We start from the raw sequence: 14,089 nt of genomic DNA, 5'->3' as shown, positions 1-14,089 counted from the left end.
TAAAACTTATTAACAATGTGGTAAATAGTGGTAAAAAGTGGTAAATACTTTTTATATTTGACCTTTATCACAAAAATTTCACGAACTAATATTTCAGAATAAATCTAAGAAATGCTCAGTTTAATAGGGACATACGAATGCAAAGCAGATGTAAAGGGAAGGCTTATGGTGCCTGCTCCTTTAAAGAAGCAATTGTCTCCTGTGATGGCAGATGGATTTGTGATTAAGCGCGCTGTTTTTCAGCCTTGCTTGGAAATCTATCCCATGCAAGAATGGAACGCACTCATGGATAAAATGAGTAAACTCAATCGTTTTAATCGTAAAAATGTCGATTTCATTCGTCGTTTTACTGCTGGAGTTAAGACGGTGGAGTTGGATGCGACGGGACGATTAAATATACCTAAGGATCTCGCTTCTTTTGCAGGTATTTCTAAAGAAGTTGTGCTCTCTTCTGCAATTAACATTGTAGAGGTTTGGGATAAAGATAAGTATGAACAAGCCATCGATGATGCTGCAAATGATTTTGCCGATTTGGCAGAAGAGGTGATGGGTGATAACGACGTGCCAGATGGAATATCATAATCCCGTTTTGTTGCATCCAACAGTAGATGGTCTAGCGATTAAGCCAGATGGTGTTTATGTTGATGTAACCTTTGGTGGTGGAGGTCATTCTCGAGAAATTTTAAAGAGACTAGGTCCAGAAGGTACCCTCATTGCTTTTGATCAAGATACAGATGCATTGGCAAATACAATTGATGATCCTCGATTTACATTGGTGAATGAGAACTTCCGTTTTTTGAAGCGTTTTTTGAGATTTCATGGTCACAAAGAAGTAGATGGAATTTTGGGAGATTTTGGAGTTTCTTCTCATCAATTTGATGTAGCAGAACGCGGTTTTTCAACACGTTTTGAAGCCGATCTGGATATGAGAATGAATCAAGGTGCTGCATTTTCTGCATATGATGTAGTAAACAATTATGAAGAAGCGCATTTGAGAAGTGTTTTGTTTCAATATGGAGAGCTAAGAGCAGCAGCGGGAATGGCAAGAGTGATTTGTGATGCACGATCGCAAGAAGAGATCAAGACAAGTGAGCAGTTAAAAAAAGCCTTAGGCAGGTTTTTACCAAAACATAGAGAGAACAAAATTTTAGCCCAGATTTATCAAGCTATCAGGATTGAAGTAAATCAGGAGCTGGAAGTGTTAAAAGAATTTTTAAACCAAACCATCGAAGTTTTAAAGCCTGAGGGGCGATTAAGCTTAATTAGCTATCACAGTCTAGAAGATAGGTTGGTAAAACGCTTCATGCGAAATGGGATGTTTGAAGGAGAGCCAGAAAAAGATGTGTTTGGAAGAGTGGAAGTTCCACTAAAGCCAGTTGGGAAATTTATCATTCCTGATGCAGAAGAAATAAAAGATAATAACAGAGCGCGAAGTGCAAAACTTAGAGTAGCTCAAAAATTATAGATGTTGTCTGATCGAGCGCACGTGTCGCTGAAGCTATAGCGTAAGCACAGTCGAGACCTTGATGTGAATTATAAAAATGAAACAAAACTTCTACAATATCATCAAAGGAAAATTTCTAGTGAGCGACGATGCTCTTAAAAACTGGAGGTTTATCATTTTCCTGAGTCTCTTGGCTTTGGTGATGATAGGGAGTAGTCATACGGCAGATAAAAAGGTACACCGTATTGCACAGCTTAATAATGAAGTAAAAGAATTAAAGAGTGAGTATCTAGATGTGCGAAAGCAACTTACTCAAACCAAAATGGAAAGTAAAATAACTGCGGCAATGGCAAAGAGAGGGTTGCAAACCAGCGAAACACCACCGCAAAAAATAATCATCACTAAAAAACAGTAGCGCGGTGTCTAACAAAGAAAAAAACATATTAAACCGCTTATATTTTGTCGCTGGAGGTATGTTTCTCTTTGCGCTACTTATTGCTGTGAAATTAATTGACATTCAATTCATCGAAGGCGATACTTATCGTGCGCTTGCAGCTAAAAACACCACCAAAAACTTCACCATTCCTGCAAATCGTGGCAATGTATATGCAGATGATGGAAGTCTTCTAGCGAGTTCTGTGCCGAAATATGATATTCGATTTGATGCTGTCACAGTAACTAAAAAAGATTTTGATGAAAATTTAGTGCCACTCTCTAAGGAGTTGGCGACGATGTTTAAGAAGCCTGCTTCATATTACCAAAACTTACTTCGTAAAGCGCGCACCAATAAAAACAGGTATTTGTTGATCGCTAAAAAATTGGGCTACTCAGATTATATACGCGTTAAAAAAATGCCTTTGTTTAAAAAAGGACCTAATAGAGGTGGTTTTATTGCAGAGCAGAGTACAGTTCGTGAACATCCTATGGGGAAAATTGCAGAGCGTTTGGTGGGTAATGAAGATCGAAACACGCCTGGTTACTATGCGGTTGGCTTAGAGGGTGCCTATCATGAGCAATTAAGTGGAAAAGACGGAAAGCGTCTCAAACAAAAAATTTCAAAAGGACGATGGAAGCCTGTCTATGATGAAAATGAAGTAGAGCCACAAGATGGGTACGATGTGATTTCTACTATTAATGTAAACATGCAAGATATTGCGCACCATGCTTTATTGAAACAATTGGAAGCCTACGAAGCCGATCATGGAAGTGTCATTGTGATGGAAGTAGCCACAGGAGAAATTAAAGCCGTAGCCAATCTTGGTAAAAGTAGAAATGGTAATTATTACGAACGTTTAAATTATGCTGTTTGGGAATCTATAGAACCAGGTTCAACCTTTAAAACAGTAGCGATGACGGTTGCTTTAGAACATAAAGTGATCGATACTGCTACAGTGGTAGATACAGAGCAAGGTAAAATTCGCATGTATGGTCGTACTATCACAGATTCTAAAAGAGGAGGTTATGGTGAAATATCTGCGGCTAGAGCCCTTGAGGTGTCATCAAATATTGGTTTTGCTAGAATGATTGATGGGGCGTATAAAGATGATCCTAAAAAGTTCATGGATCAAGTTAGAAAGTGGGGCTTACATAAAAAAATTGGAATTCCTATTAAAGGCGAAGGGGAGCCAATAATTCCAGAGGTTGGTGATAAGCGTTGGAGTAGAAATGCCTTGCCATCCATCTCGTATGGTTATAACCTACAAATGACTCCTCTGCAAATTCTAACCTTTTACAATGCCATAGCCAATAATGGCACTATGGTGAAGCCGCAATTCATTAAAGAGATTCGATCTTGGAACGAACAAATAGAATCTTTTGGAACCGAAGTGCTTATAGATCAAATTGCATCGAAGACAACCATTGCTAAAATGCAAGAAATATTGAAAAATATTGTGCGTAGAGGTACTGGAAAAGGCTTGTATTCAAAAAACTTTTCGATGGCTGGTAAAACAGGTACAGCAAGAACGGAATATGCAAACCTCGAAGAATGGTTGAAGGACAGAAAGTATGTGTCTTCTTTTGCAGGATACTTTCCAGCCAAAGCTCCAAAATATTCTTGCATTGTAGTCATCCACAAACCAAGTACCAAGATTGGTATTTATGGAGCAGATGTTACGGGTCCTGTGTTTAAACGTATTGCACAAAAGATATATACCGACAGTCCTCTAAAAGCAGAAGTGGCTGCATCAGACTTGTTAGATAAAAGTATGCAGAGTGACTATGATAGCTATTATGATAAAGTGCAAAACCGTGCTACAACAATGCCTAATGTAAAAGGCATGGCAGGTATGGATGCGGTGGCTTTGTTAGAAAATTTAGGACTTAAGGTGAAGATTCAAGGACAGGGAACTGTAAAAAGTCAGTCACTCTCGAAGGGTGAAAATATCAAAGACGGACAAGAAATAATACTCCAATTATCGTGATTGTTTTAAAAGACATACTCTATAAAGTGTCACTAGAAAAGGTAGTGGGGAATACTGCTGTGGCGTTTCGTGAACTGCAATTTGATAGCAGAAAAGTAGGCTTAGACGATGTTTTTATAGCCATTAAAGGGACACAAAGTGATGGACATGCCTATATAGAAAAAGCAATACAGCAAGGCGCTTTGGCGATTATTTGTGAAACACTTCCAGAAGTTATTATTGGAGGAATCACCTATGTACAGGTTGCCGATAGTCAGCAAGCTATGGCGATCATGGCAGCTAATTTTTACGAAAATCCTTCAGAGCAACTCAAGCTCGTAGGAGTGACAGGAACCAATGGAAAAACAACGATTGCAACCTTGCTCTATAACTTATTTGCTGCGGCTGGTTATGAGGTGGGGCTATTGTCTACCGTAAAAATAATGGTTGGAATATTTCAGCACAAAGCAACGCACACCACGCCAGATAGTTTGACTATTAATAAGTATTTGCGAGAAATGGTAGATGCTGGAGTTGAGTTTTGTTTTATGGAAGTAAGCTCGCATGGGATTCACCAAAAAAGAACCGAAGGATTGCATTTTGCAGGAGGGATTTTCACAAACCTTTCTCACGATCATCTTGACTATCACAACGATTTCAAAGAATATCGTGATGTGAAGAAAACCTTCTTCGATCAGTTACCAAAAACGGCTTTTGCATTGACAAATGTGGATGACAAAAATGGGGCAGTGATGCTTCAAAATACCGTTGCAAAGAAATATACCTATGCCTTAAAAAGCTTTGCAGATTACAGAGCGCAAATTTTAGAAAACCAATTGCAAGGATTACTTCTTAAGATTAACAATCAAGAGTTGTGGGTGAAGCTCATCGGAAATTTTAATGCCTATAATCTTTTAGCGATTTATGCTACTGCAGAACAGCTCGGTTTGGAAGCGTTAGAGGCATTACAGTTGTTGAGCAATTTAGAAAGTGTAGATGGTAGATTTCAGTATTTAATTTCTGAAGGAAAAGTAACCGCAATTGTAGATTATGCACACACACCTGATGCTTTACAAAATGTATTAGAAACTATTAATACCATTAGAACTGGGAATGAAGAATTGATAACTGTAGTAGGTTGTGGAGGAGATCGTGATGCAACAAAGCGCCCAAAAATGGGCAACATTGCAGCGCAACTTAGTACCAAAGTGATTTTCACGAGTGATAATCCACGTACCGAAAATCCAGAAACCATCATAGAACAAATGGAAGCGGGCGTTCCTGCAGAGCATTATAAAAAGACACTATCTATTACCGATAGAAAACAAGCCATTAAAACTGCCTGTCAAATGGCCAATGAAAATGACATCATTTTGGTAGCTGGAAAAGGTCATGAAACCTATCAAGAAGTAAACGGAGAACGCACCGATTTTGATGATTTTAAAATTATAAACCAACTATTAATCGCCCTAAATAAATAAACTATGTTGTATTACTTGTTCGATTTTTTAGATAAAACCTATGACTTGCCAGGTGCTGGACTGTTTCAGTTTATCACTTTTAGAGCGGCTATGGCTGTCATCACTTCTTTGTTGATAGCAACAGTTTGGGGTAAAAAAATCATCAAGATTTTACAGCAAAAACAAATGGGTGAAACCATTCGTGATTTAGGTCTTGAAGGACAAACAGAAAAAGCGGGAACACCTACTATGGGTGGCTTGATTATCATTTTAGCAACCTTAGTGCCTGTACTCTTGTTTGCAAAACTCGAAAACATTTATGTCATCCTTTTAATTGTGACCACCCTATGGATGGGAGCAATTGGGTTTTTAGATGATTACTTAAAAAAGTTTAAAAATGACAAGGCTGGATTGCCAGGTGAATTTAAGGTAATTGGGCAAGTTGGATTAGGAATAATTGTAGGAGCTACTATGTTTTTTCATAGTGATATTACTGTAAAAACCGAAAAACTTGATCCTGTTACTGGGCAAGAAATTGTGAATGAACGAGGAAGTAAAACTTTTAACGAAGCAGAAAAGAAATTGTTAACCACCATGCCTTTTATAAGTGGTAATGAAATTAATTACGAAAAGTTAGTAACCTGGGCTGGTGATGAGTATGCTTCTTACGCTTGGTTGATTTTCATTCCAATCGTGATCATTATTATAACTGGTGTTTCAAATGGTGCAAATCTTACAGACGGTATTGATGGTCTCGCAGCTGGAACATCTGCGATTATTGCAGTCACTTTGGCTTTGTTTGCATGGGTAAGTGGGAATGTCATTTTCTCAGACTATCTCAATATCATGTACATCCCAAATACGGGAGAGCTTACCATTTTTATCATGGCATTTGTAGGAGCGCTCATTGGGTTTTTATGGTATAATGCTTATCCGGCACAAGTGTTTATGGGAGATACAGGAAGTTTAACAATAGGTGCAATTATCGCTGTAATTGCCATTGCGATTCGAAAAGAATGGTTGATTCCAATTCTATGTGGAATTTTCGTAATGGAAAACTTATCTGTGATAATGCAAGTAAGTTGGTTTAAGTATACCCGAAAGAAATACGGAGAAGGACGACGCATTTTTAAAATGTCACCCTTACACCATCATTATCAAAAAGGAGGTTTTCACGAAAGTAAGATAGTAACCAGGTTTTGGATCGTTGGGATTTTTCTTGCGGTCTTAACCATAGTGACACTCAAAATTAGATAAAATAAAGTCTCCCTTTGAAGGGAGATTTAGAGGGATGTTCAGCAATAGTTTGGAGTATCTAATAAAGAAGTTAATGAAACAAAGATTAGTCATATTAGGAGGTGGAGAAAGTGGTGTTGGTACCGCGCTTCTTGGGATGCAGAAAGGATATGATGTGTTTGTTAGTGACTTCGGAAATATTAAAGATCAATATGCATCTGTATTGTCACAAAATGAGATCGACTGGGAAGAAGGCGGACATACCGAAGCGAAGATATTAAATGCCGATGTGGTGGTGAAAAGTCCAGGAATTCCCGATACAGTTCTAATTGTAATGCAACTAAAAGCAAAAGGGATTCAGGTAATTTCAGAAATCGAATTTGCAGCAGCTTTTACTAAGGCAACCATTGTTGGAATTACTGGGAGTAATGGAAAAACAACCACAGCAAGTCTAACGTACGCCTTGCTAAAAGACGAGCTCAATGTGGCACTCGGAGGAAATATAGGAGACAGTTTTGCAGCGCAAGTTGCAGCTGGAGATTTTGAAAACTATGTATTGGAGTTGAGTAGTTTTCAACTAGATGGAATAGAAGATTTTGCGCCGCACATTGCAGTGCTGACAAATCTAAGCCCAGATCATTTAGATAGATATGAGTATAAGTATGAAAACTATATCGCTTCTAAATTTAAAATTACTAAAAATCAGACTGCGTCAGATTATTTTATCTATGATGCCGATGATGAAGAGATACAAAAGTGGCTTTCAAACCACGAGATTAAAGCAAAAAAAATACCTTTTTCACTTACAAAAAAAGTAGATGAAGGTGCATATATAAAAGAAGAACAAATAATTATAACCTTACAAAATACCCAATTTACTATGCCAATCGCAGCTTTAGGATTACAAGGACAACACAATGTTAAAAACGCTATGGCGGCTACTACAGTGGCTACCCTTCTAAAAATTAGAAAGGCAACTATTAGAGAGTCGTTAGAGAATTTTCAAGGGGTAGAACACCGTCTAGAAAAAGTGTTGAAAATTAATAATGTGATGTATATCAACGATAGCAAAGCTACTAATGTAAATGCCACATTTTATGCCTTAGATAGTATGCAAACACCAACTGTTTGGATAGTAGGTGGTGTAGATAAAGGGAACGATTACTCAGAGTTGCTACCCTTAGTAAATGAAAAAGTGAAAGCCATTATCTGTTTGGGTGTAGATAATGAAAAAATAAAAAAGCAGTTTGGGAATGTAGTAGACATGCTCATTGAAACCGCAGGTATGGAAGAAGCTGTAAAAGTGGCCTACAAATTAGCCGATAGGAACGATACGGTATTATTAAGTCCAGCATGCGCAAGCTTCGATTTGTTTTCAAATTATGAAGACAGAGGAAGACAGTTTAAAGAAGCGGTGAGACATCTGTAAAGTATGATGACGGTTGACCGAAGACGGATGCCGTTAATGGTATAATACAAATTAGATAAAATAAAATTTGAAAATTTTCAAAAACATACAAGGAGATAGAGCCATTTGGGCCATTGCAGGTGCTTTGGCTATATTCTCGTTTATGCCAGTGTATAGCGCAAGTAGTAATTTGGCGTATATGTATGGGGATGGAAATACCTTCAAGTTTCTCATAAAACATTTTGCACACTTGATGCTTGGGTTTGGTATTTTATATGGTGTTCACAAAATACCGTACCATTACTTTAGAGGACTTTCAATTATTGCCTTACCAGTTATCATTGTATTGTTATTACTTACCATGGCGCAAGGAAATACTATTGGAGGCGCTAACGCTAGTAGGTGGATACGGGTGCCTTTGGTTGGTGTAACATTTCAGACTTCCACCTTGGCAGCAGTTGTCTTAATGACCTATGTAGCGCGGTATTTATCCAGAATAAAAGATAAAGTAGTCACTTTTAAAGAAACCTTGTTGCCACTCTGGCTTCCAGTATTTATTGTACTTGCACTCATCTTACCCGCTAACTTTTCTACAACCGCAATTATTTTTGCGATGGTAATTTTACTTGTCTTTGTTGGAGGATATCCTATTAAATATCTAGGTATCGTATTGGGTGCAGGACTTATCATGCTCACACTTTTTGTATTGACAGCAAAAGCATTTCCAGGTGTATTCCCAAACAGAGTAGATACATGGATTAGTAGGGTTGAGAACTTTGCAGACAAAACAGATACCGAGGCTGATTACCAAATTGAAAAAGCGAAAATTGCCATTGCATCAGGAGGTGTTACGGGCTTAGGACCAGGGAAAAGTGTACAAAAAAACTTCTTGCCACAGTCGTCTTCAGATTTCATTTATGCCATTATCGTAGAAGAATTTGGGATTGTAGGAGCCCTAGGAGTTATGATTATTTATTTGATTTTACTCTTTAGGTTGGTGGTGGTGGCACATAAGTCTACTGCTATGTTTGCTAAGTTGTTAGTCATTGGCGTAGGACTCCCTATTGTATTTCAAGCATTGATTAATATGGCGGTTGCTGTAGAATTATTTCCAGTAACAGGACAAACATTACCACTCATTAGTAGTGGAGGGACCAGTATCTGGATGACCTGTTTGGCTTTAGGAATGGTATTAAGTGTAAGTGCCAAAAGAGAAGTGAAAAAGAAAGATGATGCCGCGACAGAAAATCCATTAGATATTTTAAGTCAAGCGTTATAGAATTTAAAACTGTTCTTCAAATCACCCTTTAGGGTTTGAAGAAGTAAATAAAAACAAACAGCATTAAAACAAACAAAACATACAAGTTTATCATCTCTGGTGGAGGCACCGGAGGGCATATTTATCCTGCTATAGCAATCGCCAACGAATTGAAATCTCGTTATCCTCAATCTGAATTTCTTTTTGTTGGTGCTAAGGATAGAATGGAAATGGAAAAAGTGCCGCAAGCTGGATACAAAATTGAGGGACTCTGGATCGCAGGATTACAACGTAACCTGACACTAAAAAATCTGATGTTTCCATTTAAATTGATTTCTAGTTTATGGAGATCTAGACGCATCGTCTCAAAATTTAAACCCGATGCTGCTATCGGTACGGGTGGCTATGCAAGTGCGCCATTACTAAAAATGGCGGCTTCAAAAGGAGTGCCTTGTTTGATACAAGAACAAAATAGCCACGCAGGAATTACCAATAAATGGTTGAGTAAACATGTACAACGTATTTGTACTGCCTATGATGGGATGGAGCAATTTTTTCCAGCAAGTAAGGTGCAATTAACTGGAAATCCTGTGCGCCAAGATTTACTGGATGTACAAGGAAAACGAGAAGAAGCACAAGCGTTTTTTAAACTGAAATCTTCGGCAAAAACCATCCTTGTATTGGGAGGAAGTTTGGGAGCTAAAAAAATAAACGAATTAATTGATACCCATCTTTCATATTTCAAAGAAGAAGAAGTACAAGTGATTTGGCAATGTGGAAAATTCTATGCAGAAACGTATAAAGATAGATCACGAGAAAACATACAAGTGCATCCTTTTTTAAATAAGATGGATTTGGCCTATGCGGCAGCAGATGTTATTATCAGTCGAGCAGGTGCCTTGTCGGTTTCTGAACTTTGTTTGGTAGGAAAGCCAGTGATTTTCATTCCGAGTCCAAATGTGGCTGAGGATCATCAAACCAAGAATGCCTTGTCGATATCTCAAAAAAATGCAGCCATTTTATTGCGAGAAAAAGATGCACAAGAACAGTTCAAAGAAGTGTTGGGGAGTTTGCTAAGTGATAATGCAAAGCAACAAGAGTTGAGTGCTCAAATTTCAGCATTAGCAAAACCAAATGCTACTAAAGAGATTGTAAATGAAATTGAAAAACTATTAAAAAATAAAGGTTAGACATTTTTCAAGAGATCAAAAACGATGTTTTCAAAAGGAAGTCTCCGTTTGAAGGGAGATTTAGATAGATGTTAAGCAAGATTAATATAAAAAATAACTAGTATAAATAATAAATTTGAATCCCTTACAAAACATAAAAGCTATTTATTTTGTTGGTATAGGCGGCATTGGTATGAGTGCTTTGGCTCGTTTTGCTATTAAAAAAGAACTGGCAGTTTTTGGTTACGATAAAACAAAAACAACCTTAACCGAAACCTTAGAAAATGAAGGGGCTGTTATTTCATTTATGGACAGTGTTGCATCATTACCAAAAGCTGTTAAAAATCAAGAGACCACCTTGGTGGTATATACGCCAGCAATCCCAAAAAATAATGTCTTGTTGCAATGGTTTTATAACAATAAGTATCGTGTGATAAAACGATCTCAATTTCTTGGAGAGGTCACACAAGACACCCTTTGCTTAGCAGTTGCTGGAACGCATGGTAAAACCACAACTTCGGCAATATTAGGGCATTTATTGGCACATTGCAATATGCCTGTTACGGCTTTCTTAGGGGGTATCACAGAGAATTATAAATCAAATTTTATTTGTAAAGGAACTGAAATTACCGTGGTAGAAGCAGATGAGTTTGATCGTTCTTTTTTAACACTGCGCCCAGACATTGCCTGTGTTACTTCTATGGATGCAGATCATCTAGATATCTACGGAAATGCTACTGCGATTGAAGAATCGTTCGTTGAATTTGCAAGTTTAGTGGCCGATAAAAATCAGTTGCTGCACAAAAAAGGTTTGCCTTTAAACGGACAATCGGTTGCCATTCAAGAAACTGCGCAATTTGAAGCGCAACATGTACGTATCGAAAACGGAGTCTATGTATTTGATTTAAAGACACCAGAAATTACCTTAAAAGATTTAGAGTTTTCTATTCCTGGACATCATAACCTACACAACGCTATTACAGCTTTGGGGATGGCAATTTTAGCGGGTACCCCAACCCATTGCCTACCCAAAGCTATTTCAACTTTTAAAGGCGTTGAAAGAAGGTTTACCTATAAAATTCGAAGAGATGATTTGGTATTGATAGACGATTACGCGCACCATCCAACCGAGATAAATGCATTGTATCAAGCGGTAGCAGAAATGTATCCAAACGATAAAAAAATGATTGTTTTTCAACCACATTTATTTAGTAGAACCCAAGATTTTGTTGATGGTTTTGCTGAAAGTTTAGCGCAATTTGATGAAGTCCTTTTGTTGGATATTTATCCTGCTCGAGAAGAACCTATCGAAGGAGTTACTTCACAATGGTTATTAGATAAAATTAAAAAGTTGGCAATAGATGCATCAAAAGTTGCGTTGATTTCTAAGGAAACACTACTACGCAACGTGCAGGCAGCTGACTGCAGAATAAAATTATTGGTTGGAGCTGGCGATATTGGCGCTGAAGTTTCAAGCATAACACATGCACTTGCTTATGAAAGTTAACTGGGGTATCATAAGGTTTGTTGTTCTTACACTATTGGTAGGCCTTCTTTTTGGCTTTACGAAGCAACGAAATAGTGCTCGAAATTTAACGAAAACTACCATAGAATTCCTGGATGAAAACCCTCCTTTTATTACGCTGAATTCGGTTAATAAATTGTTAATACAAAATTTTGACACCATTACGAGCATCCCTAAAGAAGCCTTAGTTTTGAAAGAGGTGGAGCAACGTTTGCTGGAAAATGACATGATTCGAGACGCCGAAGTGTATATCACGGTTCAAGGGGTATTGGGAGCAAAAATAAATCAGAGAAATCCAATCGCTCGTGTGGCTGCATCGACAGATTATTACCTTGATGATGACGGAAAAAAGATGCCTTTGTCATCTGTGTACACGGCAAGGGTTCCAATTGTTACCGGAAATGCACAAAAACACGCCGAGGCAATTAAAGATGTACTATTGAAAATAAATCGGGATGCCATGATGAAAAGTAGTGTGGTGGGAATGCATGTTTCAAAAGATGGAACGATTGAAATGCGCATGCGCAATCAAGCATTTACATTGCTTTTTGGAACGACACAAAATGCCGAAAGGAAATTTCAGAATTACAAGGCATTTTATCAAAAAACAAAACAAGATAAAATGTTGTCAAACTACAAAACTGTAGATGTACGCTTTGGCAGTCAAGTAGTAGCAACAAAAAAATAAAGGCTATGGAACAAGGAAACATTGCTGTAGGATTGGATATAGGAACAACAAAGATTGTTGCTATGATTGGTCGAGAGAATGAGTATGGCAAGATGGAAATTTTGGGGATTGGGAAATCCAAAAGTTTAGGCGTTCACCGTGGGGTAGTAAATAATATTACGCAAACCATTCAGTCTATTCAACAGGCTGTTACCGATGCAGAAACATCTTCTGGAATTAAAATAGAAGATGTTGTAGTAGGGATTGCGGGTCAGCACATTCGTAGCCTCCAGCACAGTGATTATATCACAAGGGCCGATAGTGATGAAGTGATCGATGAAGATGATATTGATAGCCTCTGCAACCAAGTGCATAAGCTAGTGATGTTGCCTGGAGAAGAGATTATTCATGTATTGCCACAGGATTTTAAAGTAGATGGGCAGGCAGAGATAAAAGAACCTATTGGAATGTATGGAGGTCGTTTAGAGGCCAATTTTCACGTGGTAGTAGGGCAGGTAGCCTCGATAAAAAATATTGGGCGTTGTGTAAAAAGCTCCGGATTAGAATTAAGCGGAATTACACTAGAGCCTTTGGCGTCTGCAAATGCAGTATTAAGCCAAGAAGAAAAAGAAGCTGGAGTTGCATTGATTGATATTGGAGGTGGAACGACAGATTTAGCCATTTTTAAAGATGGTATCATTCGCCATACTGCGGTGATTCCTTTCGGCGGAAATGTGATTACCGAAGATATTAAAGAAGGATGCAGCATTATTGAAAAGCAAGCAGAATTACTGAAGATTAAATTTGGGTCTGCATGGCCAGGCGAAAATAAAGACAATGAAATAGTATCGATTCCCGGATTAAGAGGAAGAGAGCCTAAAGAAATAACATTAAAAAACTTGTCTAAAATAATCCACGCACGTGTGGTAGAGATTATTGAGCAAGTGTATTTAGAAATTAAAAATTACGGTCACGAAGAGCAAAAGAAGAAATTGATTGCTGGTATTGTATTAACAGGTGGTGGTGCACAATTGCAACACTTAAAACAGCTGGTAGAATATATCACAGGAATGGATACCAGAATTGGATATCCTAATGAGCACTTGGCAGGCGATAGTGATAGCGAAACTACGAGTCCGTTGTACGCAACAGCTGTAGGATTGGTAATGAACAGTCTAGAAAATAAAGCAAGAGCGACTGCTGTTTCAAAACAACAAGAAGCCGCAGCAGATGCAAAAGAAAGCGCCGAGCGTATTTTAGTTTCAGATGACCCAGAAAGTGAAGAAGATATTATAGAAATTCAGCCCAGAGAAGACAAAGAGCGTAAAGGGATTTTTGAGAAATGGGCAGAAAAATTTAAAGAGTTTCTAGATAACGCAGAATAACGAATTAATTAAAGTTAAAAGTTCCATGATTTGTCTGGTTGAGCGCAGTCGAAACCTACATAGATAAGATTTGGAAAAACTTTTAAGAATAAAAAAATAACCTACTAGGCGACATGTCGCCTAGTATAACAACAT

The 14,089-nt window shown here is 37.9% G+C and carries 12 protein-coding genes; all 12 read left to right on the top strand.

The features are described 5' to 3' along the window. The first annotated feature begins 111 nt into the window (after window positions 1-111). Window positions 112-582 (top strand): division/cell wall cluster transcriptional repressor MraZ, encoded by a 471-nt coding sequence (mraZ, locus tag ACY2RS_RS08830; RefSeq protein ID WP_490098278.1) that lies wholly within the window; start codon window positions 112-114, stop codon window positions 580-582. After that, a complete protein-coding gene (gene rsmH / locus ACY2RS_RS08825; RefSeq protein WP_490098277.1) occupies window positions 569-1,465 on the top strand; it encodes a 16S rRNA (cytosine(1402)-N(4))-methyltransferase RsmH in 897 nt (298 codons plus the stop codon). Before mraZ ends, rsmH begins: the two co-directional genes overlap by 14 nt. 76 nt (window positions 1,466-1,541) lie before the next feature. Next, window positions 1,542-1,859: an FtsL-like putative cell division protein gene (locus ACY2RS_RS08820; protein ID WP_490098276.1), complete on the top strand. Its 318-nt coding sequence runs from the start codon at window positions 1,542-1,544 to the stop codon at window positions 1,857-1,859. A gap of 4 nt (window positions 1,860-1,863) precedes the next feature. After that, window positions 1,864-3,867: a penicillin-binding protein gene (locus ACY2RS_RS08815; protein ID WP_490098275.1), complete on the top strand. Its 2,004-nt coding sequence runs from the start codon at window positions 1,864-1,866 to the stop codon at window positions 3,865-3,867. Beyond that, window positions 3,864-5,327, top strand: a complete 1,464-nt coding sequence (locus ACY2RS_RS08810; RefSeq protein WP_490098274.1) for a UDP-N-acetylmuramoyl-L-alanyl-D-glutamate--2,6-diaminopimelate ligase — start codon at window positions 3,864-3,866, stop codon at window positions 5,325-5,327. Before ACY2RS_RS08815 ends, ACY2RS_RS08810 begins: the two co-directional genes overlap by 4 nt. 3 nt (window positions 5,328-5,330) lie before the next feature. Further along, on the top strand, window positions 5,331-6,563 hold the full coding sequence (gene mraY / locus ACY2RS_RS08805; RefSeq protein WP_490098273.1) for a phospho-N-acetylmuramoyl-pentapeptide-transferase: 1,233 nt from the start codon (window positions 5,331-5,333) through the stop codon (window positions 6,561-6,563). 73 nt (window positions 6,564-6,636) lie between these two features. After that, the gene (gene murD, locus ACY2RS_RS08800) at window positions 6,637-7,971 is read left to right on the top strand and encodes a UDP-N-acetylmuramoyl-L-alanine--D-glutamate ligase (RefSeq protein ID WP_490098272.1); all 1,335 of its coding nucleotides are present in this window, start codon (window positions 6,637-6,639) and stop codon (window positions 7,969-7,971) included. A gap of 67 nt (window positions 7,972-8,038) precedes the next feature. Further along, the gene (locus ACY2RS_RS08795) at window positions 8,039-9,229 is read left to right on the top strand and encodes an FtsW/RodA/SpoVE family cell cycle protein (protein WP_490098271.1); all 1,191 of its coding nucleotides are present in this window, start codon (window positions 8,039-8,041) and stop codon (window positions 9,227-9,229) included. 62 nt (window positions 9,230-9,291) lie between these two features. Further along, a complete protein-coding gene (murG, locus tag ACY2RS_RS08790; RefSeq protein WP_490098411.1) occupies window positions 9,292-10,398 on the top strand; it encodes an undecaprenyldiphospho-muramoylpentapeptide beta-N-acetylglucosaminyltransferase in 1,107 nt (368 codons plus the stop codon). 109 nt (window positions 10,399-10,507) lie between these two features. Next, on the top strand, window positions 10,508-11,884 hold the full coding sequence (locus ACY2RS_RS08785; protein WP_490098410.1) for a UDP-N-acetylmuramate--L-alanine ligase: 1,377 nt from the start codon (window positions 10,508-10,510) through the stop codon (window positions 11,882-11,884). Beyond that, entirely contained in the window at window positions 11,874-12,590 is a 717-nt protein-coding gene (locus ACY2RS_RS08780) for a cell division protein FtsQ/DivIB (protein ID WP_490098270.1), read from the top strand. The genes ACY2RS_RS08785 and ACY2RS_RS08780 overlap by 11 nt, the downstream gene beginning before the upstream one ends. A 5-nt stretch (window positions 12,591-12,595) precedes the next feature. Continuing rightward, window positions 12,596-13,954 carry a cell division protein FtsA gene (ftsA, locus tag ACY2RS_RS08775; RefSeq protein ID WP_490098269.1) on the top strand — a complete coding sequence of 453 codons (1,359 nt, stop codon included), beginning with the start codon at window positions 12,596-12,598 and terminating at the stop codon, window positions 13,952-13,954. The last annotated feature ends 135 nt before the right edge of the window (window positions 13,955-14,089 follow it).

This window comes from Patiriisocius sp. 208BN25-11, from assembly GCF_058147145.1.
This window is presented reverse-complemented; position numbering and strand designations above follow the sequence as displayed.

Excerpts from the sequence above, each read along its gene's own strand:
- mraZ (WP_490098278.1), top strand. The coding sequence starts at position 112 with ATGCTCAGTTTAATAGGGACATACGAATGCAAAGCAGATGTAAAGGGA.
- ftsA (WP_490098269.1), top strand. The coding sequence starts at position 12,596 with ATGGAACAAGGAAACATTGCTGTAGGATTGGATATAGGAACAACAAAG.
- ACY2RS_RS08780 (WP_490098270.1), top strand. The coding sequence starts at position 11,874 with ATGAAAGTTAACTGGGGTATCATAAGGTTTGTTGTTCTTACACTATTG.
- rsmH (WP_490098277.1), top strand. The coding sequence starts at position 569 with ATGGAATATCATAATCCCGTTTTGTTGCATCCAACAGTAGATGGTCTA.
- murD (WP_490098272.1), top strand. The coding sequence starts at position 6,637 with ATGAAACAAAGATTAGTCATATTAGGAGGTGGAGAAAGTGGTGTTGGT.
- mraY (WP_490098273.1), top strand. The coding sequence starts at position 5,331 with ATGTTGTATTACTTGTTCGATTTTTTAGATAAAACCTATGACTTGCCA.
- ACY2RS_RS08820 (WP_490098276.1), top strand. The coding sequence starts at position 1,542 with ATGAAACAAAACTTCTACAATATCATCAAAGGAAAATTTCTAGTGAGC.